Origin of the sequence: Salmonella sp. 32070601201500089SM, assembly GCF_017573605.1 — a bacterium.
Lineage (GTDB): Bacteria > Pseudomonadota > Gammaproteobacteria > Enterobacterales > Enterobacteriaceae > Salmonella > Salmonella enterica.
The window spans coordinates 91,465-113,019 of the sequence record NZ_JAGETK010000014.1 but is presented as its reverse complement, the minus strand read 5'-3'; the positions used below and the strand labels follow the sequence as shown (position 1 = coordinate 113,019).

Sequence of the window (21,555 nt, the reverse complement as noted above, 5' to 3'; positions counted from 1 at the left end):
TCTTGTTGAACTTTTGCAGTTGCCAGACCGCAAGATGTTTTAACAAATCAAAAGGGGTTTTAATAACTGGCTTAAAGCTGAAAGCTTTCCGGAACCCCCAGCCTAGCTGGGGGTTTTCCATAGACAAAAAAACCGACGCGCGATGACGTCGGTTATGGCAGGATCGTCAGCGCTTAGATAGCGACCGGCGCTTTAATACCGGGGTGCGGATCATAGCCTTCAATTTCGAAATCATCGAACCGGTAGTCAAAAAGCGAATCGGGTTTACGCTTAATGACCAATTTCGGCAGCGCGCGCGGTTCACGGCTTAATTGCAGGTGCGTCTGCTCCATATGGTTGCTGTACAGGTGCGTGTCGCCGCCGGTCCAGACAAAATCGCCGACGTCCAGGTCGCACTGTTGCGCCATCATATGCACCAGTAACGCGTAGCTGGCAATGTTGAACGGCAGACCGAGGAACACATCGCAGGAGCGCTGATAAAGCTGACAGGAGAGTTTTCCATCTGCGACATAAAACTGGAAAAAGGCGTGACACGGCGCCAGCGCCATCTTATCCAGCTCGCCGACGTTCCACGCAGAAACGATAATACGGCGAGAGTCCGGGTCGTTTTTAAGCTGGCTTAAGACCGTGGCGATCTGATCGATATGGCGGCCATCCGGTGTTGGCCATGCACGCCACTGCTTACCATAAACCGGGCCTAAATCGCCGTTCTCATCGGCCCATTCGTCCCAGATGGTGACATTATTTTCGTGCAGGTAAGCGATGTTGGTATCGCCCTGCAAAAACCATAGCAGTTCGTGAATAATTGAGCGTAAATGGCAGCGTTTTGTCGTCACCAGAGGAAAGCCTTCCTGCAGGTTAAAACGCATCTGATGGCCAAAAATGGAAAGCGTGCCGGTGCCGGTACGGTCGTTTTTCTGTGTGCCTTCATCCAGCACTTTTTGCATCAGTTCTAAATACTGTTTCATGGTTCCTCAGGAAACGTGTTGCTGCGGGCGGCGGCGATATGCCCAAACCATCATGATCGCGCCAGCGATAATCATCGGGATAGAGAGAATCTGCCCCATGCTGATGTACTGTACCCACGCGCCGGTAAATTGCGCGTCCGGCTGGCGGAAGAATTCAACAATGATACGAAACGCGCCATAGCCAATCAGGAATAATCCGGAGACTGCGCCCATCGGACGCGGTTTGCGAATAAAGAGATTAAGGATGATAAACAGCACCACGCCTTCTAATGCCAGTTCATACAACTGGGAAGGGTGGCGCGGCAATACGCCGTAGGTATCAAAAATAGGCTGCCATTGCGGATGTGACGGCAGCAGCGCAATATCTTCCGCGCGTGAGCCAGGAAAGAGCATGGCAAACCGGAAGTTAGGATCGACGCGCCCCCACAATTCACCGTTGATAAAGTTGCCCAGACGCCCGGCGCCCAGGCCGAACGGAATTAACGGCGCAATAAAATCAGACACCTGAAAGAACGAGCGCTTCGTGCGCCTGGCGAAGATAATCATCACCAGTATCACGCCGATAAGCCCGCCGTGGAAGGACATGCCGCCGTCCCAGACGCGGAATAAATAGAGCGGGTTATCCAGAAACAGAGGGAAGTTATAAAACAGGACATAGCCAATACGTCCCCCCAGGAAGACCCCCAGGAAACCTGCATAGAGTAAATTTTCAACTTCGTTTTTGGTCCAACCGCTTCCCGGACGGTTAGCGCGACGCACCGCCAACCACATCGCGAAAACGAACCCCACCAGATACATCAAGCCATACCAGTGAAGCGCGACGGGCCCAATTGAGAAAATGACCGGATCAAAGTCCGGAAAATGCAGATAGCTACTGGTCATCTGTCACCACAATTTCTTGTTATTTCGCTGAAGAGATAGCGATTGATAAGCGCGCCTGCGCGTTGCAGACGCTCCAAAGGTGCGAATAATAGCACAAGGGTTAAAAGCGAGATGCCGATTACCGTTAAAAGATATGTATACGCATTGTCTTTCATCTTGCAGGCGTGTTGTCTGCGCCGTGAATCCACAGTCACTCTCTTTTCCCGCTCCAGTCGTTACAACCCTCCGCGAATCAATCCCCCCATCCCGCGGCGCTCCATAAACGCCGCCACCTGATGACGCACCTCGGTCGCCATCTGCGCCTCAAGGCTGCGTCTGGCAAGGGTTTGCGCGTCTTCAAAATCGATATGCCGCAGCAGATATTTCACACGCGCTACCGAACGGCCATTCATCGAAAGATGGCGATATCCCAGACCGATAAGAATCGCCACGCACATCGGATCGCCCGCCATCTCGCCGCACAAGCGAAGATCGAGGCCATTTTTTTCGGCTTCTTGCGCAATCATGCTCAGTGCGCGCAGCATAGCCGGATGCAAACTGTCATAAATACTGGCCACGCGGGTATTGTTGCGATCTACCGCCAGGATATATTGCGTTAAATCGTTGGTGCCGACCGAGATAAAGTCGATCCGGTTAGCCAGATGCGGCAGCATAAATACCATTGACGGTACTTCCAGCATAATGCCGATACGCGGTTTCGGGATCGCATAGCCGATCATCTCCTCGACCTCGCGCCCGGCGCGTTCGATCAGACGCCGCGCTTCATCGACTTCATCAATACTGGTGACCATCGGCAGCAAAATGCTGAGGTTGCCAGTCGCCGCATTGGCGCGCAGCATCGCGCGGACCTGGATCAAAAAGATCTCCGGCTGATCCAGCGTAATGCGGATCCCGCGCCAGCCCAGACACGGGTTCTCCTCGCTGATCGGCATATAGGGCAGTTGCTTATCCGCTCCCACATCCAGGGTCCGCAGCGTCACCGGTTTATCGTTAAACATTTGCAGCATCCCTTGATACTGCGCCACCTGCTCTTCTTCCGAGGGAAACCCGCTTTGCAGCATAAAGGGAATTTCAGTACGGTACAGGCCGATACCGTCGATCCGACTGCCTAACTTTTCCTCATGCTCGGGACTGAGCCCGGCATTCAGCATCACTTTGACTCGCTCGCCGCTTTTCAGTTGGGCGGGAAGATTGACGTCGTCCTCCGCCAGACGACTGAGTTCTATCTCTTCACTAATGAGCCGCTGATATTCCTGAATAAGCACGGGTTCAGGATCGACCAGTAATTCACCGCGATAGCCATCCACCACCAACGTACGGCGATGTAGCACCGAAGGCTGGATATCAGCGCCCATGACGGTCGGGATACCGAGCGCGCGCACCATAATCGCCGCATGCGAGTTTGCCGCGCCGTCGCGCACCACAACGCCCGCCAGCCTGTCCTGCGGCAGCTCCGCCAGGGTGGTCGCCGACAGCTCATCCGCGACCAGAATAAAACGTTCCGGCCAGGCGTTTGGCCCCTGAACTGAATCATCAAGGTGGAATAACAGCCGCTGCCCCAGCGTGCGTAAGTCTCCCGCACGTTCTTTGAGGTAGTTATCGGTTAGCGCCGCAAATTGCTCGGCAAATTTTTCGATGATTTTTTTAACGGCCCACTCCGCAACAGCGCCTTTGTCGACCTCGGCGAAGAGTTCGCGACGCAGTCTGGCGTCTGAAAGCAGGTGTGAGTACAGATCGAAAATGGCCGCCGTCTCTTTTTGCGCGCCGGCGGCAAAGCGTTTGCTGTATCGTCGGAACTCGTTCGCCGCCTCTTCCAGCGCGCCGGTCAGTCGTTCGCGTTCAAGAGAGGTATCCAGCGTAGACGCTTCGTAAACCTGTTCCATCAGCGGCATGGTCGCGTCTTGCCAGCCCGTTGCGATAGCCACGCCCGGCGCCGCAGGAAGCGCGCGGATTCGCGTCTGCCGGTATTGCCCGAACAGCGCTGTGACCTGCGACTGTGACAGGATAGCCGCCATCTGCGTAGCGAGCGTGACGAGGAAAGACTCTTCGCTTTCATCGTACTGGCGCAATTCGCGCTGCTGTACGACCAGCACGCCGAGAAGTTGGCGACGCTGAATGATCGGCACGCCGAGAAACGCGCGAAAACGCTCCTCTTTTACCGAAGGAATGTATTTAAAGCTGGGATGTTTTTGCGCATCGGCAAGGTTAATGGGTTCCGCCAGTCTGCCCACCAGACCGACGATCCCCTCATCAAACGCAAGCGCAACGGTTCGACCACGCGGTTTTTTCAACCCCCGCGTCGCCATCAGGTAATAACAGCGTCGGTCATGATCGGCCAGGTAAACCGAGCAAACCTCTGTATCCATCGCAAGACAGATATCCGTGACCAGAATATTCAGCGCCTCGTTCAGACGCGGCGCACTGGCCACTTTTTCGACTATTTCGCGCAGGCGAGTGAGCATAATTTGCGTGGCTTAACCTCTTTTACGTCGATAAGCAGGCGCGCTTTGTAGCTTAGGGGGATTATCCTGAAGCGCCATGACAACACTTGCAAACTCTTTCATTACCCTGCGGTAGACATCGCGTTTAAATGACACCACTTGTCGAACCGGATACCAGTAACTTACCCAGCGCCAGCCGTCAAACTCCGGCGTACTGCTGGTTTGCATATTGATTTCGGCGTCGGCGCTCATTAACTGCAAAAGAAACCACTTTTGTTTCTGGCCGATACATACCGGCTTTGTGTCCCAACGCACCAAACGTTTTGGTAACTTGTAACGCAACCAGTTGCGAGTAGAAGCAAGGATCCGCACATCTTTACGGCTTAACCCAACTTCTTCAAACAGTTCCCGGTACATCGCCTGTTCTGCCGACTCCCCTGGATTTATCCCGCCCTGCGGGAACTGCCAGGAGTGCTGACCAAATCGCCGGGCCCACATCACCTGCCCCTGACGATTACAAATTACGATACCTACATTTGGGCGGTAGCCATCGTCATCAATCACCGGACTACCTCAACATAAACCTTATATATGAACGATTGTTTCATACTCCAGTGAGGCGGTAAACCACTCTGTAATAGTGACACAGCCTAATAACAATTGAATAACTCACAGTAAATAGCCGAGTTATAAACAGATGATGACGCCCTTGCGCCATTTTATTCACCTTTTCTGTGGATATAGTTGTGAAGAAGTATGGAATTACCACGGGAAAACCCAGAACAGTCTGAATTCCTCATGCTGGAGACAGTAAAAATAGTGCCTTATATTCATTGCGTTATAGACAAATCTTACATGCTACCTTCATAAAGCGTGACCAGCATCACATCTAAGATCCTTATGCTGATGAAAGATCAACCAGCGTCGGTTTTATCCACAGATTGTGCCAATAACTTACGCACTATTTGTCTGAATTTTCGATTTTCGTCGCACGTCAAGGCTGTAAATGGAAACAGTAGTGGTGGTTTTACACAGTTATCCCAACTTTCTGTGGATAACATAGTGTAAGATCCTGTTTATTGTCAGTGACCAGAATTGGAAAACCCGCTTCAGCGTTGCGCAACACGAAGAAACAACACAAAAAAGGCAATAAAAATCAGTCTATTGAATATAAGACACAGAAAAAGATAAACTCTGCCCATACGGTATAAAATCACTGCTCATTTTTTGACCTAAGGTAATTGTCATGTCCGCTCTTTGTCCGCTACTGACTCCGCCTGCTTCGGAAGCATTGCTGTTAGCCCAGGCGCGGCAGCTTTCCGGCTATACGTTAGGCGAGCTGGCGGCGATGGCCGGCATTACCACGCCTAAAGATTTGAAGCGAGACAAAGGCTGGATCGGCGTCTTGCTGGAGATCTGGCTCGGCGCCAGCGCCGGGAGCAAGCCGGAGCAGGATTTCGCCGCATTAGGCGTAGAACTGAAAACCATCCCGGTGGATAGTCTGGGTCGTCCTCTGGAAACAACCTTTGTTTGCGTGGCGCCGTTAACCGGTAACAGCGGCGTGACCTGGGAGACAAGTCACGTACGGCATAAATTGAAGCGCGTGCTATGGGTGCCGGTCGAAGGCGATCGCAGCATACCGTTAGCCGAACGCCGCGTAGGTTCGCCGCTACTCTGGAGTCCGAGTGAAGAAGAGGACAGGCAGCTACGCCTCGACTGGGAAGAGCTGATGGACATGATAGTGCTGGGCCAGGTGGAACGCATTACCGCCCGCCATGGCGAAGTCTTGCAACTACGACCCAAAGCCGCCAATGCCAGGGCGCTCACCGAGGCTATCGGCGCGCGCGGGGAACCTATTTTGACGCTACCGCGTGGATTTTATCTGAAAAAAAATTTTACGCAGGCGCTGCTGGCTCGCCATTTTTTATTGCAGAATCCGTAACGTCCATTACACGCAAATGCGCCCCGCTATGGCTACGCATCGGGCCGACGCCGGATAAACGTAAGCGTATTGTCGCCGCTATTTTACACCGTTCCTGGTTGCGCAAATTCAGCCTGGGCTTTCGCCCGTCACTCGACGGGCCTATAATTACCGCTTCTTTTTTTGGCAGGACTTTGTTCGATGTTATTTGCATGGATAACCGATCCTAATGCCTGGCTGGCGCTCGGTACGCTGACGCTGCTGGAGATTGTACTTGGGATCGACAACATTATTTTTCTTTCTCTGGTGGTAGCAAAACTTCCTACGGCGCAACGAAACCACGCACGGCGGCTTGGGTTGGCGGCGGCGATGGTTATGCGCCTGGCGCTGCTGGCGTCAATCGCCTGGGTCACTCGGCTGACTAATCCGCTGTTTGAGCTTTTCGGCGAAGCGATTTCCGCCCGCGATCTCATTCTGTTACTGGGCGGGTTATTTTTAATCTGGAAAGCCAGCAAGGAGATCCATGAGTCCATCGAAGGCGAAGAAGAAGGGTTAAAAACCCGGGTTTCTTCTTTCCTGGGCGCAATAGTGCAGATTATGCTGCTGGATATTATTTTCAGCCTTGATTCAGTTATCACAGCGGTTGGCCTCTCCGATCATCTGTTTATTATGATGGCGGCAGTCGTTATTGCCGTGGGCGTCATGATGTTTGCGGCACGGCCCATCGGCGAGTTTGTCGATCGTCATCCGTCGGTAAAAATGCTGGCGCTCTCCTTTCTGATCCTGGTTGGCTTTACCCTGATTCTGGAAAGTTTCGACGTTCACGTTCCGAAAGGTTATATCTATTTCGCCATGTTCTTCTCTATCGCAGTAGAGAGCCTGAACCTGTTGCGTAATAAAAAGAATCCGCTGTAATCCTGTCTCGCTCCCCCGCCGGGGAGCGAATACTCACTTTATTTCCTTTCTTCTCACAGATTAAGATTTTGCTGCTTCCGACATGCAGAGCTGCGCGTTATTACTAGACTATTATCAGACATATGATTAACAGACTATTATCAGATGCAGGCTATGTGAGGACAAACGGATGAAAAAGTGGGCAGTTGTAATTTCCGCAGTAGGGTTGGCTTTTGCGGTATCCGGATGCAGCAGCGATTATGTAATGGCGACGAAAGATGGTCGTATGATCCTGACCGATGGAAAACCACAAGTTGACGATGATACCGGTCTGGTCAGCTATACCGATGCACAGGGAAACGAGATGCAAATCAACCGTGACGAAGTATCCCAAATCATCGAACGTTAAGCGGTGGCCTGTGATCGAGGTCAGCGTTCTGCAAGCCTTCAGGCTGCGTCCCGTAACGGTGCGTGGCGACCACGCCCGGTAACAATTACGCCGCGCAGCCTGCAATTTTACTTTCCCTTTTGCCTTCCCTCTGCCATTTTTATTGTCCTTTGTCGGGAATTTCTGACTTCATAATAAAAAGGAAACGGCTATGCACTATCACCGTATACCCCACAGCTCGCTCGAAGTAAGTACGCTAGGGCTGGGCACAATGACATTTGGTGAACAAAACAGCGAAGCCGACGCTCACGCACAGCTCGACTATGCCATCGCAAATGGCATTAACCTTATCGATGCCGCCGAGATGTATCCGGTACCGCCGCGCCCGGAAACACAAGGGCTGACGGAGTCCTATATCGGTAACTGGCTCGCCAAACGCGGCAACCGTGAAAAACTGATCATCGCCAGCAAAGTTAGCGGACCGGCACGTAATAATGATCAAGGCATCCGGCCTCATCAGGCGCTGGATCGTAAAAATATTCGCGAAGCGCTACACGACAGTTTGACCCGATTGCAGACCGACTATCTGGATTTGTATCAGGTGCACTGGCCGCAGCGCCCCACTAACTGCTTCGGTAAACTCGGCTATAACTGGACGGACTCCACGCCAGTAGTAAGTCTACTGGAGACGTTAGACGCGCTAAGTGAGTTTCAGCGAGCGGGTAAGATTCGTTATATTGGCGTTTCAAATGAGACAGCGTTTGGCGTTATGCGCTATCTGCATCTGGCGGAAAAACATGACCTGCCGCGTATTGTCACGATCCAGAACCCCTATAGCCTGTTAAACCGCAGCTACGAGGTCGGGCTGGCGGAAGTCAGCCAGTATGAAGGTGTTGAATTGCTCGCCTACTCCTGTCTGGCGTTTGGCACATTAACCGGTAAATACCTGAACGGGGCCAAACCCGCAGGCGCGCGGAATACCTTGTTCAGCCGCTTCACACGTTACAGCGGCGAACAGGCGCAAAAAGCCGTTGCCGCCTACGTCGATATCGCGAAGCGTCACAATCTTGATCCGGCGCAGATGGCGCTGGCCTTTGTTCGCCGCCAGCCGTTTGTCGCCAGTACGTTACTGGGCGCAACCACGATGGCGCAGCTCAAGACGAATGTGGAAAGTCTGCATCTGACGTTAAGCGAAGAGGTTCTGGCGGAGATTGAGGCGGCGCATCAGGTTTATACCTACCCGGCGCCGTGATAGTCAGTGCCCGGTGGCGCTACGCTTCCGGGCTTACAGAGACAATGTAAGCCGGATAACGCGCACTCGCCGCCCGGCATATTCACTCAGTATGATGCCTGCCGGCGCTGCCAGATCCACAGCGCCGCGATCGCCAGCGCGAACAGCACGCCAAAGCCGATACCTATCGCCACTGCCGGAACGCCAACCAGCACCGCCAGCGAGTACAGTCCCAGCATTAATAGCATGGCGCTATTCTCGCCCAGATTTTGTACGGCAATGGCATTCCCGGCGCCAACGCTCTTCTTACCGCGCTCCTGGAGCAAAGCGTTGAGCGGCACCACAAAAAAGCCGCCCAGCATACCTATCAACAGCAACAAGGCATAAGCAGGCAGCAATGCGTGCTGTAATGAGAAGATCGCAACCACAACGCCAATCAAAATCCCGGCGGGCATACAGCGCGATACGGTCTCCAGCGTCACCAGTTTTGCCGCCGCGCCCGCGCCGACCACAATGCCTACCGCCACCATGGCGTTCAGGTAAGTCGGCGTGGCGTTATCCGTAATCCCCAGCGCCACCGGCACCCACAGCACCAGCAGAAAACGCAGCGTCACGCCTGCGCCCCAGAATAGCCCGGTCCCCACCAGCGAAAAACGCGTTTCACCGTTACGCCAAAGGACAACGCAAGCGCTGAAGAAGCTACGCGTCATCGCCGACAACCGCCAGGATTGTCCTGGACGCGCCGCCACAAGCTTCGGGATAAACAGGTTCGCCGCCACTGCGCCAGCGTAGGCCAACGCGCAGGCAACCAGCGCGGCGATGACATGCCAGTCGGCCAATACGCCGCCCGCGACGGAACCGAGCAAAATCGCCGCAATCGTAGAGGCTTCCATCATGCCATTGGCTTTCACCAGCTTATCGCCCGTCGTCAGTTCGCCCAGAATACCGTATTTCGCCGGAGAATAAGCCGCCGCGCCGATCCCGACCAACGTATAACCGACAAAAGGATTTATACCGAGGCAGATACCTGCCGCTCCCGCCAGTTTAAGACCATTGGCGACCATCATCACCCGGCCTTTGGCAAAGCTGTCCGCTATCTGGCCGACAAACGGCGCAAAAAGAATGTAAGCGCCCACAAACACCATTTGCAAAACAGGCTGGCTCCAGTCCGGGTAAAACTGAGCTTTCAGCAGTGCCAGCGTCGCGAACAGCAGCGCATTATCGCCAAAAGCCGAGAGAAACTGCGCGACAATCACCGACAGCATCCCTTTCGACCAGATGGAGGTGTTAGTACGTACTGACTCACTCATGATGTTGTTCCGGCGCATCCACCCAACTTTTCAGCGTCACAAAATCGGGTTTCCCGCTGCCAAGCAAGGGAAGCTGTTTCAGATAACGGATATCACGCGGGACGGCCAGTTCCGGAATACCGTGTTCACGGGCATAGTGCTGTAACTTTTCTCGGGTGAGTTCGCTGTCAGTCGTAAACAGTACCAGCGCTTCACCTTTGCTGGCATCGCTTTTAATGGCGGTAGCGTGCATTTTGTCCGCCGAAACGCCAAGCGCCAGTTGCTCGACCATCTCCAGCGAGACCATTTCGCCAGCAATTTTCGCAAAGCGTTTCGCGCGCCCCTGAATCTGCACAAAACCATTTTCATCGAAGCGTACAATATCGCCCGTGTCGTACCAGCCGCGCTCGGTTTCGCCTCTGGCGTTTTCCGCTGACGGCACCTCCAGCACGCCCGGTTTTTCCACGCGCAGATAGCCATTCATGATATTCGGCCCTTTCAGCTGTAGCCGACCGCCGTTTTCAATACCGGGCACCGCCAGCAGACGCGCGTCCATGCCAGGCAGAATGCGGCCAACAGTGCCCGGCTTAGCCGCCATCGGCACGTTAATCGAGACTACTGGCGCGCATTCCGTTACCCCGTAGCCCTCAAGAATGCGCAGACCGAATTTATCCTGCCACAGTTGTTTGGTGCTCTCCTGAAGTTTTTCCGCACCGGCCACCACATAGCGCAGGCGATAAAAATCATACGGATTGGCAAAGCGCGCATAGTTGCCGAGGAAGGTTGATGTACCAAACAGCACGGTACAGTTACGGTCATAGACCAGTTCTGGCACAATGCGGTAGTGCAGCGGACTTGGATAAAGAAATACTTCCGCGCCGGTCAACAACGGCGTAAACAGGCCCACCGTCAAACCGAACGAGTGAAAGAGCGGCAGCGCCGACATAAAACGGTCATTGGCGGTGAAATCCGCAATCGTTTTTATCTGCTCGACGTTCGCCAGAATGCTTTTATGGCTGTGCACCACCCCTTTCGGGTGCCCTTCCGAGCCGGAGGTAAAAAGAATGATCGCCGCGTCTTCCGGCTGCTGTTTTACCTGCGCCAGTCGCGGCGCCAGGAGGTGGGCAAAAATCCACAGCTTGTCGGCGGGTGTGACGTCCGCTTTTAAATCTTCCAGGTAAACCCAGCGAACCTGCGTTAGCTGTTCCGGCAGGTGCCACAATTTACCTTTATCGAGGAACTGGCGGGAGGTAAAAATCGTTTTAATTTCCGCCGCGGTAATCGCGCTGGTCAGCCCTTTTACCCCCGCCGTGTAGTTCATCATGGCCGGAATGCGGCGACGAGAAACCGCGCCGAAAATCACCGCCGCGCTGATGGCGGCATTCGGCAGCATTAAACCGATTTTCTCGCCCTCAACGCTGTACTTTTCCAGAATCCGGCCAACAAAAAGCGTCTTGGTCAGTAACTTACGATACGTATCCGGCGTAAAGTTAATGTCCTCAATACAGTTTTTACCCGCGCCGTAACGATATTGCGCCGCCAGCAACGATTCGTATAACGTCTCGCGCGGGCGCACCGCCATACGCGCTTCCATCATGATCTGGTGCAGCATCTCACCCGCTATCTTACGTCTGTCGCGCGCGCGCGGCGCTTCCGGCATCGGTATTTGCGTCGACGGTAAAATATGAAGCTGAATGCGGGGGAATAAGCGCCGTTTAACCAGACCTTTCAGGCGACTGAAAGGGGTAAGCTCCGCGCCGTCAATGCGGAGCGGAATGACGGTTGCGCCCGATTTTGCCGCCACAAAGCCTGCGCCGTCATAAATTTTCATCAGCGAGCCGGTCACGGAAATCCGCCCTTCCGGGAAAATCACCACTGGACGCCCCTGTTCCACCAGACGCACCAAGTGTTTAATGGACATGGGTTTAGTGGGGTCGAGCGGCACAAAATCGATCAGCGGCGTTAACCAGCGCATATACCATTGCTGGCTGATGGAGGTATATACCGCAAAGACAGGCCGTACCGGCAAAAACAGCGCCAGTAACATACCATCGATAAATGAAACGTGATTGGGGGTAATTAAGACCCGGTTCCCCTGTAGCGCCCGGACATCGCCAGTGACGCGCACACGATAAAGCACGCGAAACAGGTTACGGAAAAATCCAAACAGCATTTCAACTCCCTTTGGCCGACAATTCGCTAAAACATGAATTGTGGCAGATTACACGAGTTGCGTAACAGGAGCGATAGCAAAATAGGTTCGAAAAAAAACCTGCGCATCCGCGCAGGTTGGTGCAAGAGACAGGTACGAAGAGCGTACCGAATAATCTCACCAATCAATACCTCTGGGATCTTGATTGTGGGCTTCGCGCGTCTGCATCGCCAGTCCGAAAACGCAAAGGAATAAACGGAAATGCAACGAGTTGTGTAAATTATCCGTTACTGTTACAGGTTCAGGCGAAACAAAAAAAAACCTGCGCATCTCTACGCAGGTTGGTGTAATTCGTGTGATCAACAATGACGTTGATTCCACCTATCAATACCTCTGGGATCACCACTCTATCAACCTGACTCGCTGGCCTGCCAGCAGACAATCGCAACAGCGCTTCGCAAACTGTAACGAAAGATTTGTATTGTCACTTTACAGACGCATTTCTCCCGTGCAGGTCACATTTGCCCGACACGGCGGGGCAAGAGGCTTGAACAGACGTTCATTTTCCGTAAAACTGGCGTAATGTAAGCGTTTACCCACTATAGGTATTATCATGGCGACCATAAAAGATGTAGCCCGACTGGCCGGTGTTTCAGTCGCCACCGTTTCTCGCGTTATTAACGATTCGCCAAAAGCCAGCGAAGCGTCCCGGCTGGCGGTGACCAGCGCAATGGAGTCCCTGAGCTATCACCCTAACGCCAACGCGCGCGCGCTGGCACAGCAGGCAACGGAAACCCTCGGTCTGGTGGTCGGCGACGTTTCCGATCCTTTTTTCGGCGCGATGGTGAAAGCCGTTGAACAGGTGGCGTATCACACCGGCAATTTTTTACTGATTGGCAACGGGTATCATAACGAACAAAAAGAGCGTCAGGCTATTGAACAGTTGATTCGTCATCGTTGCGCAGCGTTAGTGGTACACGCCAAAATGATTCCGGATGCGGACCTGGCCTCATTAATGAAGCAAATCCCCGGCATGGTGCTGATTAACCGCATTTTACCGGGGTTAGAACACCGCTGTGTCGCGCTGGATGACCGTTACGGGGCATGGCTGGCGACCCGACATCTGATCCAGCAAGGTCATACGCGTATTGGGTATATCTGTTCCAACCACACCATCTCTGATGCCGAAGATCGCCTGAGGGGCTATTACGATGCGCTGGCGGAAAGCCATATCCCGGCTAACGATCGGCTGGTGACGTTCGGCGAACCGGATGAAAGCGGCGGCGAGCAGGCGATGACTGAGTTATTAGGTCGCGGCAGAAATTTTACCGCGGTGGCCTGCTATAACGACTCGATGGCGGCCGGCGCGATGGGAGTATTAAATGATAATGGCGTGGGGGTGCCGGGCGAAGTATCGCTCATCGGTTTTGATGATGTACTGGTCTCACGCTATGTGCGCCCCCGACTGACCACCATTCGGTATCCGATCGTCACCATGGCGACACAGGCGGCGGAGCTGGCCTTAGCGCTGGCAGGGAAATGCCCTACGCCAGAAGTAACTCATGTATTTAGTCCGACACTGGTACGCCGACATTCGGTGTCCACGCCGACGGATACCGGGCACCTGTCGACAACCGATTAATCAGGGTAGCATGATGGCGACAATGCTGGATGTTTCCCGCCATGCGGGCGTATCAAAGGCCACCGTCTCACGAGTGCTGAATGGGACGGGGCAGGTAAAAGAAAGCACGCGCCAGAAAGTGTTTACGGCGATGCAGGCTCTGGACTATCGCCCCAACCTGCTGGCACGCTCGCTGGCGAATCGCACCAGCAACAGCATCGGTCTGGTCGTCTCTACGTTTGACGGCTTCTATTTTGGCAGTTTGTTGCGCCGGGCGTCGCGCCAGGCGGAGTTTCATAACAAGCAGTTGATCGTCACCGATGGTCACGATACGCCGGAACGAGAGCAGAAAGCCGTACAAATGTTGGCCGACAGACAGTGCGACGCTATTATTCTTTACACTCGCTATATGGATGAGCCGGCGATTTTGTCGTTGATTGACGCCACGGAAATGCCGCTGGTGATTATTAATCGCAACGTCACTCAGGCCCGCGATCGCGCTATTTTCTTCGAGCAGGAGACGGCGGCATTCCAGGCGGTGGAATATCTGATTACGCAAGGCCATCGCGATATCGCCTGTATTACGCTGCCTGTTCATACTCCCACTGGCACATCACGCGTAGCGGGTTATCGCAAGGCGCTGGAAAAGTATGGTATTCCCTGGCAACCGGCAAAAGTGAAATACGGCGATTACACGCTGACGCGCGGCTATGACGCCTGCCGGGAATTACTGGAGGAAGGCGTCACGTTTAGCGCGCTATTCGCCTGTAATGATGACACGGCGCTGGGCGCGGCAAAAGCGCTGCGCCAGGCCGGATTACGCATCCCGCAGGATGTGTCGCTGTTTGGTTTTGACGATGCGCCGGGCGCAACCTGGCTTGAACCGGGGCTTTCAACAGTCTATTTACCCATCGAGGATATGATAGCCACCGCGATCGATCAGGCCGTTCGCCTGGCGAACAGCGAGCCGGTCGCCCCGATCCCACCCTTTACCGGCACGCTGATTCTGCGCGAGTCCGTCGCCGCAGGCCCGTTTTTTCAACGTCCGGCCTAATGATGCGCTTCAGAGCATCTCCAGCGCTAACAGCTCTTCAATGGTCTGACGACGGCGGATCAGCCGCGCCTGTCCATTGTCAAACAGTACTTCCGGCAGGAGCGGGCGGCTGTTGTAATTCGATGACATAGACGCGCCGTACGCGCCGGTATCGTGCAATACGAGGTAATCGCCGGGGATGACCGCAGGTAAGGCGCGTGTTTCAACCATTCCCCCTTCCTGCTGCGTAAAAACATCGCCTGATTCGCATAGCGGCCCGGCGACCACCGTCTCGACCCACGGGCCATTTTCAAGCGCGCGACCATCCGCCGCCAGCGCCGAAATACGGTGATAGCTACCGTACATCGCCGGGCGCATCAGATCGTTAAAACCCGCATCTACCAGCACGAAATGGCGGCTTCCCATCTGTTTTACGCTACGCACCTGCGTTACCAGCACGCCCGATTGCGCCACCAGAAAACGTCCGGGTTCGATCTCAAGTTTGACCGCATGTCCCAGATGGCGGGCGATTTGCTCGCGCGCCGCGTTCCACAGGCCATAGTAATGGCGCGTATCAACGGGCTCTTCTCCCTCACGATAAGGTATCGAGAGTCCGCCGCCTGCCGAAATCGCCTCCACATCCTGACCACATTCCAGCACCTGGCGTACCATCGCGCCGCAAACCTGCTCCAGATGGCCATAATCGACGCCGGAACCAATGTGCATATGGATACCGACAAGTTTCAGTCGGTATTTCTGCATTACCGCCAGCGCCGCCGGAAGATCGCTATGCCAGATGCCGTGTTTGCTGTTTTCGCCCCCGGTGTTGGTTTTCTGGCTGTGGCCGTGACCAAAGCCAGGATTCACGCGCAACCAGACGCGATGCCCAGGCGAAACCTGACCAAGCTGCGTCAGCATATCTACCGAGCCGGCATTGACCGGAATATGCAGTTCACTGACGCGCGCCAGCGTGGCGGCGTCAATCACATCGGCGGTAAAAACGATATCATCAGGGCACGTTTGCGGATCGTAGCCCGCCGCCAGCGCACGTTCGATCTCCCCCAATGAAACAGAATCCACCTTGACACCCTGCGCGCGCATTAAGCGCAGGATATGAATGTTCGAACAGGCTTTTTGCGCAAAACGCACGACGTCAAACTGCTGCAGGGCGGCTATCTGACGGCGAATAATGTGCGCGTCATAGACCCAGACCGGACAGCCGAATTCAGCAGGCAATCTGAGCAAATTTTCAGCGTTAAGGTCAGTTTCAGCGTGATAATGCGGCAATGACATAACAAACTCCGGAACAGGCTTTTTAACGATTACGCCATACCTTAGAAAGAATAAAAAATATCGTTTTATTGTCAGTCTATGCAAAAATGATATGGGATAAATGATTCAGGGAAACGTATGGCTGCCGTTAATTTACGTCACATTGAAATTTTTCATGCCGTAATGACCGCCGGAAATCTCACCGAAGCGGCGCGGCTGCTGCATACCTCGCAGCCTACCGTCAGTCGCGAGCTGGCGCGTTTTGAGAAAGTGCTGGGATTAACGCTGTTTGAGCGCACACGCGGGCGCTTACATCCGACGGTGCAAGGGCTACGCCTGTTCGAAGAGGTACAACGCTCCTGGTATGGGTTGGATCGCATCGTCAGCGCGGCGGAAAGTCTGCGCGAGTTCCGTCAGGGCGAACTCTCTATCGCCTGCCTGCCGGTCTTTTCACAATCCTTTTTGCCGCCGCTACTACCGCCTTTTCTGGCGCGTTATCCGGATGTCAGCCTGAATATTGTGCCGCAGGAGTCGCCGTTGCTGGAAGAGTGGCTCTCCGCCCAGCGCCACGACTTAGGGCTGACGGAGACGCTTCATGCCCCGGCAGGAACAACCCGTACCGAGTTACTAACGCTAAATGAAGTGTGCGTACTGCCCTGCGACCATCCGCTTGCCGCCAAAACGGTACTGACGCCAGACAATTTTCAGGGGGAAAATTTTATCAGCCTCTCCCGCCTGGACAGCTATCGACAGTTGTTGGATACGTTATTTGCCGAACATCAGGTGAAGCGCAGAATGGTGGTGGAAACGCATAGCGCGGCCTCCGTCTGCGCGATGGTGCGCGCCGGGGCGGGCGTTTCGATCGTTAACCCGCTGACCGCGCTGGACTATGCCGCCAGCGGCGTCACCGTTCGCCGCTTCAGCATTGACGTGCCCTTTACCGTCAGCCTGATTCGCCCGCTACACCGCCCCGCCTCCGCGCTGGTTGACGCCTTCAGTAAGCATTTACAAACGCATCTTTCGCGCCTGGTCGAACCGCTGGAGGTTATTCTGGGGCCGATGACGAAAGCATAAAGCTCACGGCATCTGCGGCATGAATTGCCGTGGTATCGAAAACCGGTAGCGCGCTTTGCGTCTGGGGAACAAGCAAACCTATTTCAGTGCAGCCAAAAATAACGCCCTGCGCGCCTTGCGCAGCCAGTTGTTCGATAACCTGTAAATAATAGTGGCGCGACGCGTCGGTGAATGTCCCCTGACAGAGCTCGTCAAAAATGACCTGATTGATACGCGCCCGATCGTCCGCCTCCGGCACGATGGTCTCAATCGCAAATTGCTGTTCCAGCCGCCCGCGATAAAAATCCTGCTCCATCGTATAGCGGGTCCCTAATAGCGCCACGCGATGCAACCCCTGACGGGCGATAGCTCGCCCGGTAGCATCCGCGATGTGTAGGAAAGGCAGCGAACAACGAGATTCAATAACGTGCGCGATTTTATGCATGGTGTTGGTACACAGCACAATGCCTTCTGCGCCCGCCTGCTGTAACCCCTGGGCGGCTTGCGCCAGGATATCGCCCGCTTTATCCCACTCGCCGCGGCGTTGACATACTTCAATATCGTGGAAATCTACGCTATGCAGCAGTAAGCTCGCCGAGTGCAGGCCTCCCAGCTGCTGTTTAATGCCTTCATTGATTAAACGGTAATAAGGGATAGTCGATTCCCAGCTCATACCACCCAACAGTCCGATCGTTTTCACTGCGCTCTCCTTTTTGTAAAGCATTATGGCAGTGAAGCAAACTTACACCTCCGTTTCCAGTCTATTTTTCATCATGCCGGATAACAGGCGTCATCCGGCATGGGAGGGGTGATTACACGCCAATATTTCTTAGCTTCTCGCCCGCCATCAGCTTGCGTTCGATATGCTCCAGGGTGACATTTTTGGTTTCCGGAATCAGCCAGAAAGTGATACCGATAAAAGCGATATTCAGCGCGGTGTAGAGCCAGAATGTACCTGCCGCGCCAATGCTGTCCAACAGTGTCAGGAATGTCGCGCCGATGATCATGTTCGATACCCAGTTTGTCGTGGTTGAACAGGTAATGCCAAAATCACGGCATTTCAGCGGCTGGATTTCCGAACACAGTATCCACACCACCGGAGCGGCGCTCATCGCGTAACCGGCGATACACATCATCGTCATCCCAACGGAAAGCCAGGAGAGACCGCTTGATGCCGTACCGTTATCAAACTGCATCAGGCAGTAGCCCAACACCAATGTCCCTAACGCCATTACGCTGAAACCGATTTTTAACGCCGGTTTACGCCCGGCCTTATCGACCGTAAAGACGGCGATAAACGTCGCGAACATAAAGGTCAGTCCGACCACCAGCGTGGCGATCATTTGCTGTTCCGTGGTGGTAAAGCCGGCCATTTTAAAAATGCGCGGCGCATAGTACATAATGATGTTCATGCCGGTGAACTGCTGCATTGCCTGTAGCAGCATACCGAGGAACACGGCGCGGCGAACATTGCGGTTAGCTTTAAATAATGCCCACCCGCCCTGCTTGAGTTTGAGGCTTTCCCGAATCTCATTCAGTTCATCACGGGCTTTTTCCGAGGTATCGCGCAGCATACGCAGCACCTCTTCCGCTTCAATATGGCGACCTTTTTGCGCCAGCCAACGCGGACTATTCGGCAGGAATACCACCAGAATAATGAGCAACACCGCAGGCAGCGCCAGCACGCCCAACATCGCGCGCCAGTTGCCGCTGTAGCTGAATGCCGTATCGGATAAAAAAGCCAGCACAATGCCTAACGTCACCATCAGTTGATACATACTGATCATTTTGCCGCGAACATTTTCACTTGCCATTTCAGAGAGATAAAGCGGCGCGGTATAGGAGGCAATCCCTACTGCTACGCCCAGTATCACGCGGGCGCCAATCAATACTTCCACGCTGGAAGCAAACGCCGACCCCAGCGAGCCGAGCACGAACAAAATCGCGCCGGCCATCAGGCTATACTTACGCCCCAGCCGGAATGAAAGCCAGCCGTTAAATAAGGCGCCAATTGCCGCGCCAAGCATCATACTGCTGACGACCCATTCCTGCAGCCGACTGGTCAGCACGAAATGGTCGGTAATAAAAGGCAGCGCCCCGGCGATAACGCCGATATCCAGACCAAATAACAGTCCCGCTACCGCTGCAGAAACCGAAACAAACATATTCATACGTCGTGTGTCGCGAAGCGAACGCGGCGTTAAAGCAGAGTCATGATTAATAGAGACCATATTTTCCTGCCACAACAGAGTAAGACATAGCCTGAAAGTACGGGATACTCTTCCTCAAGTGTCAGGCTGGAAACGGCATAAATATGGATTAAATGGCTACGCTATAGCGATATGTGATGGATATTACACTTTTTAAATTTAACGCCGTTGCCGGGTATTTTTTCAAACCACCAATATTTCAATAAGTTAAAGCATTGATCATAGCTATTATTTAACAATATATGGATTAAGTTAAACCCACAATATGGACTATGTTAATGAGATCATAAAAAAACCCTGTACGAGGACAGGGCTTTATCAGTTTTTTCGGCCAAAGAGTCGATTTTCCCAGAAACGCATTTGTCAGTAGCGGATTAACGCGCCAGCCAACCGCCATCTACCGCTATGGTATAGCCGTTAATATAATCAGCGGCGCTGGATGCCAGGAAGACTACCGGCCCCATTAAATCGCCCGGTAGCCCCCAACGTCCAGCCGGAATACGGTCGAGAATTTCGGCGCTACGTTGTGCATCAGCGCGCAATTGCTGGGTATTATTTGTGGACATATAGCCCGGCGCGATGGAGTTTACATTGATATTGTGTTTCGCCCACTCGTTCGCCATCAGACGCGTTATTCCCATTACGCCGCTTTTCGACGCGGTATAAGACGGAACGCGAATGCCGCCCTGGAAGGAAAGCATAGACGCGATATTAATAATTTTGCCGCCGTTGCCCTGGGCAATAAAATGTTTTGCCGCCGCCTGAGACATAAAGAACACGCTCTTGATGTTCAGGTTCATGACGTCATCCCAGTCTTTTTCCGTGAAATCAATCGCATCTTCACGACGGATCAAACCCGCGTTATTCACCAGAATATCAATATGACCGTATTCCGCCACCGCCCGTTCCAGTAGCGCCGGAATACCATCGATTTGGCGCAGATCGGCCGTCAGGCTTAAAAAACGACGTCCCAGAGCGGTGACACGCGCAATAGTGTCCGTCGGTTCAACAATGTTAATACCGACAATGTCACAGCCCGCTTCCGCCAGCCCTAACGCCATCCCCTGCCCCAATCCGGTATCGCACCCCGTCACAACCGCGACTTTACCTTCAAGAGAAAATGCATTCAAAATCATTGTTAATCCTTATTTTTGTCATGCCTGTCACGCACAGGCGTTATCACCGGTCGCGACTAGCGCAGATCTTGTACCGCAACGTGATCCATGTCATCGAAGACCTGATTTTCTCCCACCATGCCCCAAATAAACGTATAGGCTTTGGTGCCAACGCCGGAATGTATTGACCAGCTTGGGGAAATAACCGCCTGTTCATTACGCATCACAATATGACGGGTTTCCTGAGGCTGCCCCATCATATGGAAAACGCAACTGTCCTCTTCCATATTGAAATAGAGGTACACTTCCATACGGCGCTCATGGGTATGGCATGGCATGGTGTTCCATAGATTGCCGGGCGCCAGTTCGGTGAGTCCCATACTGAGCTGACAGGTTTCCAGTACATCCGGTACGAAGTATTTATTGATGGTGCGACGGTTACTGGTGAGGTTATCGCCTAAGGTGACGGGCGCAACGTCGGCAGGCGACACTTTTTTCGTCGGATAAGCGGTGTGCGCTGGCGCGCAGTTGTAATAAAACTTCGCCGGTCTGCTCGCCTCATTGCTGACGAAGACCAGCTCTTTCGCCCCTTTACCAATATACAGAGCATCACGATGACCAATGTCATGGCGCTGCCCGTCAACAATAATGGCGCCCGCGCCGCCAATATTAATGACGCCCAGCTCGCGGCGGTCCAGTAACCGGGAAACGCCAAGCTGTTTACCTACTTCTCCGCCGATTTCAACGGGATGGCTGACGGGCATAATGCCGCCGACAATAATACGGTCGATATGGCTGTAGACCATCGTATATTCATCTGCGACAAAAATATTTTCTATTAAAAACTCGCGTCGCAGCGCCTGGGTGTCCAGCGTTTTAGCGTGCTCGCTATGGATGCTTTGCCTTACGTCCACTTTTCCCTCCAATGATAAATCGATCGCAATGGCATAAAATCAAAACACTGTTTTGATTTATTTAACGGCATCATAGTCGCCTGGATAAAGGTTTTCAACAATAAATAAAACAACGTTTCATTTATATGGTTGGTTATTTTTAAAACTGCTGTAGCGATCACGAACGGCGCT

Annotated in this window: 18 protein-coding genes; 7 read left to right on the top strand and 11 right to left on the bottom strand. The window is 53.5% G+C overall.

The window, feature by feature from the left end; genetic code table 11:
* Positions 1–173: 173 nt before the first annotated feature.
* From thyA to rppH, 4 genes are all read right to left on the bottom strand, one after another.
* The gene (gene thyA, locus J4728_RS19650) at positions 174–968 is read right to left on the bottom strand and encodes a thymidylate synthase (RefSeq protein WP_000816247.1); all 795 of its coding nucleotides are present in this window, start codon (positions 966–968) and stop codon (positions 174–176) included.
* 6 nt (positions 969–974) lie between these two features.
* Positions 975–1,850, bottom strand: coding sequence for a prolipoprotein diacylglyceryl transferase (lgt, locus tag J4728_RS19645; RefSeq protein ID WP_000204647.1), 876 nt, complete (start codon positions 1,848–1,850; stop codon positions 975–977).
* A 215-nt stretch (positions 1,851–2,065) separates the two neighbouring features.
* Positions 2,066–4,312 carry a phosphoenolpyruvate--protein phosphotransferase gene (gene ptsP, locus J4728_RS19640; protein WP_000957888.1) on the bottom strand — a complete coding sequence of 749 codons (2,247 nt, stop codon included), beginning with the start codon at positions 4,310–4,312 and terminating at the stop codon, positions 2,066–2,068.
* Positions 4,313–4,324: 12 nt separating this feature from the next.
* On the bottom strand, positions 4,325–4,855 hold the full coding sequence (gene rppH, locus J4728_RS19635; RefSeq protein WP_000564481.1) for an RNA pyrophosphohydrolase: 531 nt from the start codon (positions 4,853–4,855) through the stop codon (positions 4,325–4,327).
* 682 nt (positions 4,856–5,537) lie between these two features.
* Here rppH and mutH point away from each other — a divergent pair.
* From mutH to J4728_RS19615, 4 genes are all read left to right on the top strand, one after another.
* Entirely contained in the window at positions 5,538–6,233 is a 696-nt protein-coding gene (gene mutH / locus J4728_RS19630) for a DNA mismatch repair endonuclease MutH (protein WP_001274930.1), read from the top strand.
* A gap of 180 nt (positions 6,234–6,413) precedes the next feature.
* Positions 6,414–7,127 carry a TerC family protein gene (locus J4728_RS19625; protein ID WP_000895635.1) on the top strand — a complete coding sequence of 238 codons (714 nt, stop codon included), beginning with the start codon at positions 6,414–6,416 and terminating at the stop codon, positions 7,125–7,127.
* 169 nt (positions 7,128–7,296) lie between these two features.
* On the top strand, positions 7,297–7,515 hold the full coding sequence (locus J4728_RS19620; RefSeq protein ID WP_000758662.1) for a YgdI/YgdR family lipoprotein: 219 nt from the start codon (positions 7,297–7,299) through the stop codon (positions 7,513–7,515).
* Between the two features lie 190 nt (positions 7,516–7,705).
* Positions 7,706–8,746: an NADP(H)-dependent aldo-keto reductase gene (locus tag J4728_RS19615; protein ID WP_000558960.1), complete on the top strand. Its 1,041-nt coding sequence runs from the start codon at positions 7,706–7,708 to the stop codon at positions 8,744–8,746.
* A gap of 86 nt (positions 8,747–8,832) precedes the next feature.
* On the opposite strand, the gene lplT is transcribed toward J4728_RS19615, so the two are convergent.
* Together lplT and aas are read right to left on the bottom strand one after the other, a co-directional pair.
* Positions 8,833–10,035, bottom strand: a complete 1,203-nt coding sequence (gene lplT / locus J4728_RS19610) for a lysophospholipid transporter LplT (RefSeq protein WP_000004680.1) — start codon at positions 10,033–10,035, stop codon at positions 8,833–8,835.
* Positions 10,028–12,187 carry a bifunctional acyl-ACP--phospholipid O-acyltransferase/long-chain-fatty-acid--ACP ligase gene (aas, locus tag J4728_RS19605; protein ID WP_080150211.1) on the bottom strand — a complete coding sequence of 720 codons (2,160 nt, stop codon included), beginning with the start codon at positions 12,185–12,187 and terminating at the stop codon, positions 10,028–10,030. The genes lplT and aas overlap by 8 nt, the downstream gene beginning before the upstream one ends.
* A 592-nt stretch (positions 12,188–12,779) precedes the next feature.
* Between aas and galR the strand changes: the two genes are divergently transcribed.
* Both galR and J4728_RS19595 read left to right on the top strand, forming a co-directional pair.
* Entirely contained in the window at positions 12,780–13,808 is a 1,029-nt protein-coding gene (gene galR, locus J4728_RS19600; protein ID WP_000201030.1) for an HTH-type transcriptional regulator GalR, read from the top strand.
* A 10-nt stretch (positions 13,809–13,818) separates the two neighbouring features.
* Positions 13,819–14,841, top strand: a complete 1,023-nt coding sequence (locus tag J4728_RS19595) for a LacI family DNA-binding transcriptional regulator (protein ID WP_000968338.1) — start codon at positions 13,819–13,821, stop codon at positions 14,839–14,841.
* A gap of 9 nt (positions 14,842–14,850) precedes the next feature.
* On the opposite strand, the gene lysA is transcribed toward J4728_RS19595, so the two are convergent.
* A complete protein-coding gene (lysA, locus tag J4728_RS19590; RefSeq protein ID WP_000056587.1) occupies positions 14,851–16,113 on the bottom strand; it encodes a diaminopimelate decarboxylase in 1,263 nt (420 codons plus the stop codon).
* A 117-nt stretch (positions 16,114–16,230) separates the two neighbouring features.
* Here lysA and J4728_RS19585 point away from each other — a divergent pair, with 117 nt between their 5' ends.
* A complete protein-coding gene (locus J4728_RS19585) occupies positions 16,231–17,166 on the top strand; it encodes a LysR family transcriptional regulator (RefSeq protein ID WP_208212276.1) in 936 nt (311 codons plus the stop codon).
* Here J4728_RS19585 and J4728_RS19580 read toward each other — a convergent pair.
* The 4 genes from J4728_RS19580 to kduI form a co-directional block, all read right to left on the bottom strand.
* Positions 17,138–17,845: an aspartate/glutamate racemase gene (locus J4728_RS19580; RefSeq protein WP_000848633.1), complete on the bottom strand. Its 708-nt coding sequence runs from the start codon at positions 17,843–17,845 to the stop codon at positions 17,138–17,140. The two genes, J4728_RS19585 and J4728_RS19580, sit on opposite strands and share 29 nt — an antisense overlap.
* Before the next feature lie 112 nt (positions 17,846–17,957).
* Positions 17,958–19,376, bottom strand: coding sequence for an arabinose-proton symporter AraE (araE, locus tag J4728_RS19575; protein ID WP_000253650.1), 1,419 nt, complete (start codon positions 19,374–19,376; stop codon positions 17,958–17,960).
* A gap of 353 nt (positions 19,377–19,729) precedes the next feature.
* Complete coding sequence (gene kduD / locus J4728_RS19570) at positions 19,730–20,491, bottom strand: 2-dehydro-3-deoxy-D-gluconate 5-dehydrogenase KduD (RefSeq protein WP_208212274.1); 762 nt, start codon at positions 20,489–20,491, stop codon at positions 19,730–19,732.
* Positions 20,492–20,547: 56 nt separating this feature from the next.
* Positions 20,548–21,384, bottom strand: coding sequence for a 5-dehydro-4-deoxy-D-glucuronate isomerase (gene kduI / locus J4728_RS19565; protein WP_000383270.1), 837 nt, complete (start codon positions 21,382–21,384; stop codon positions 20,548–20,550).
* Positions 21,385–21,555 lie beyond the last annotated feature (171 nt).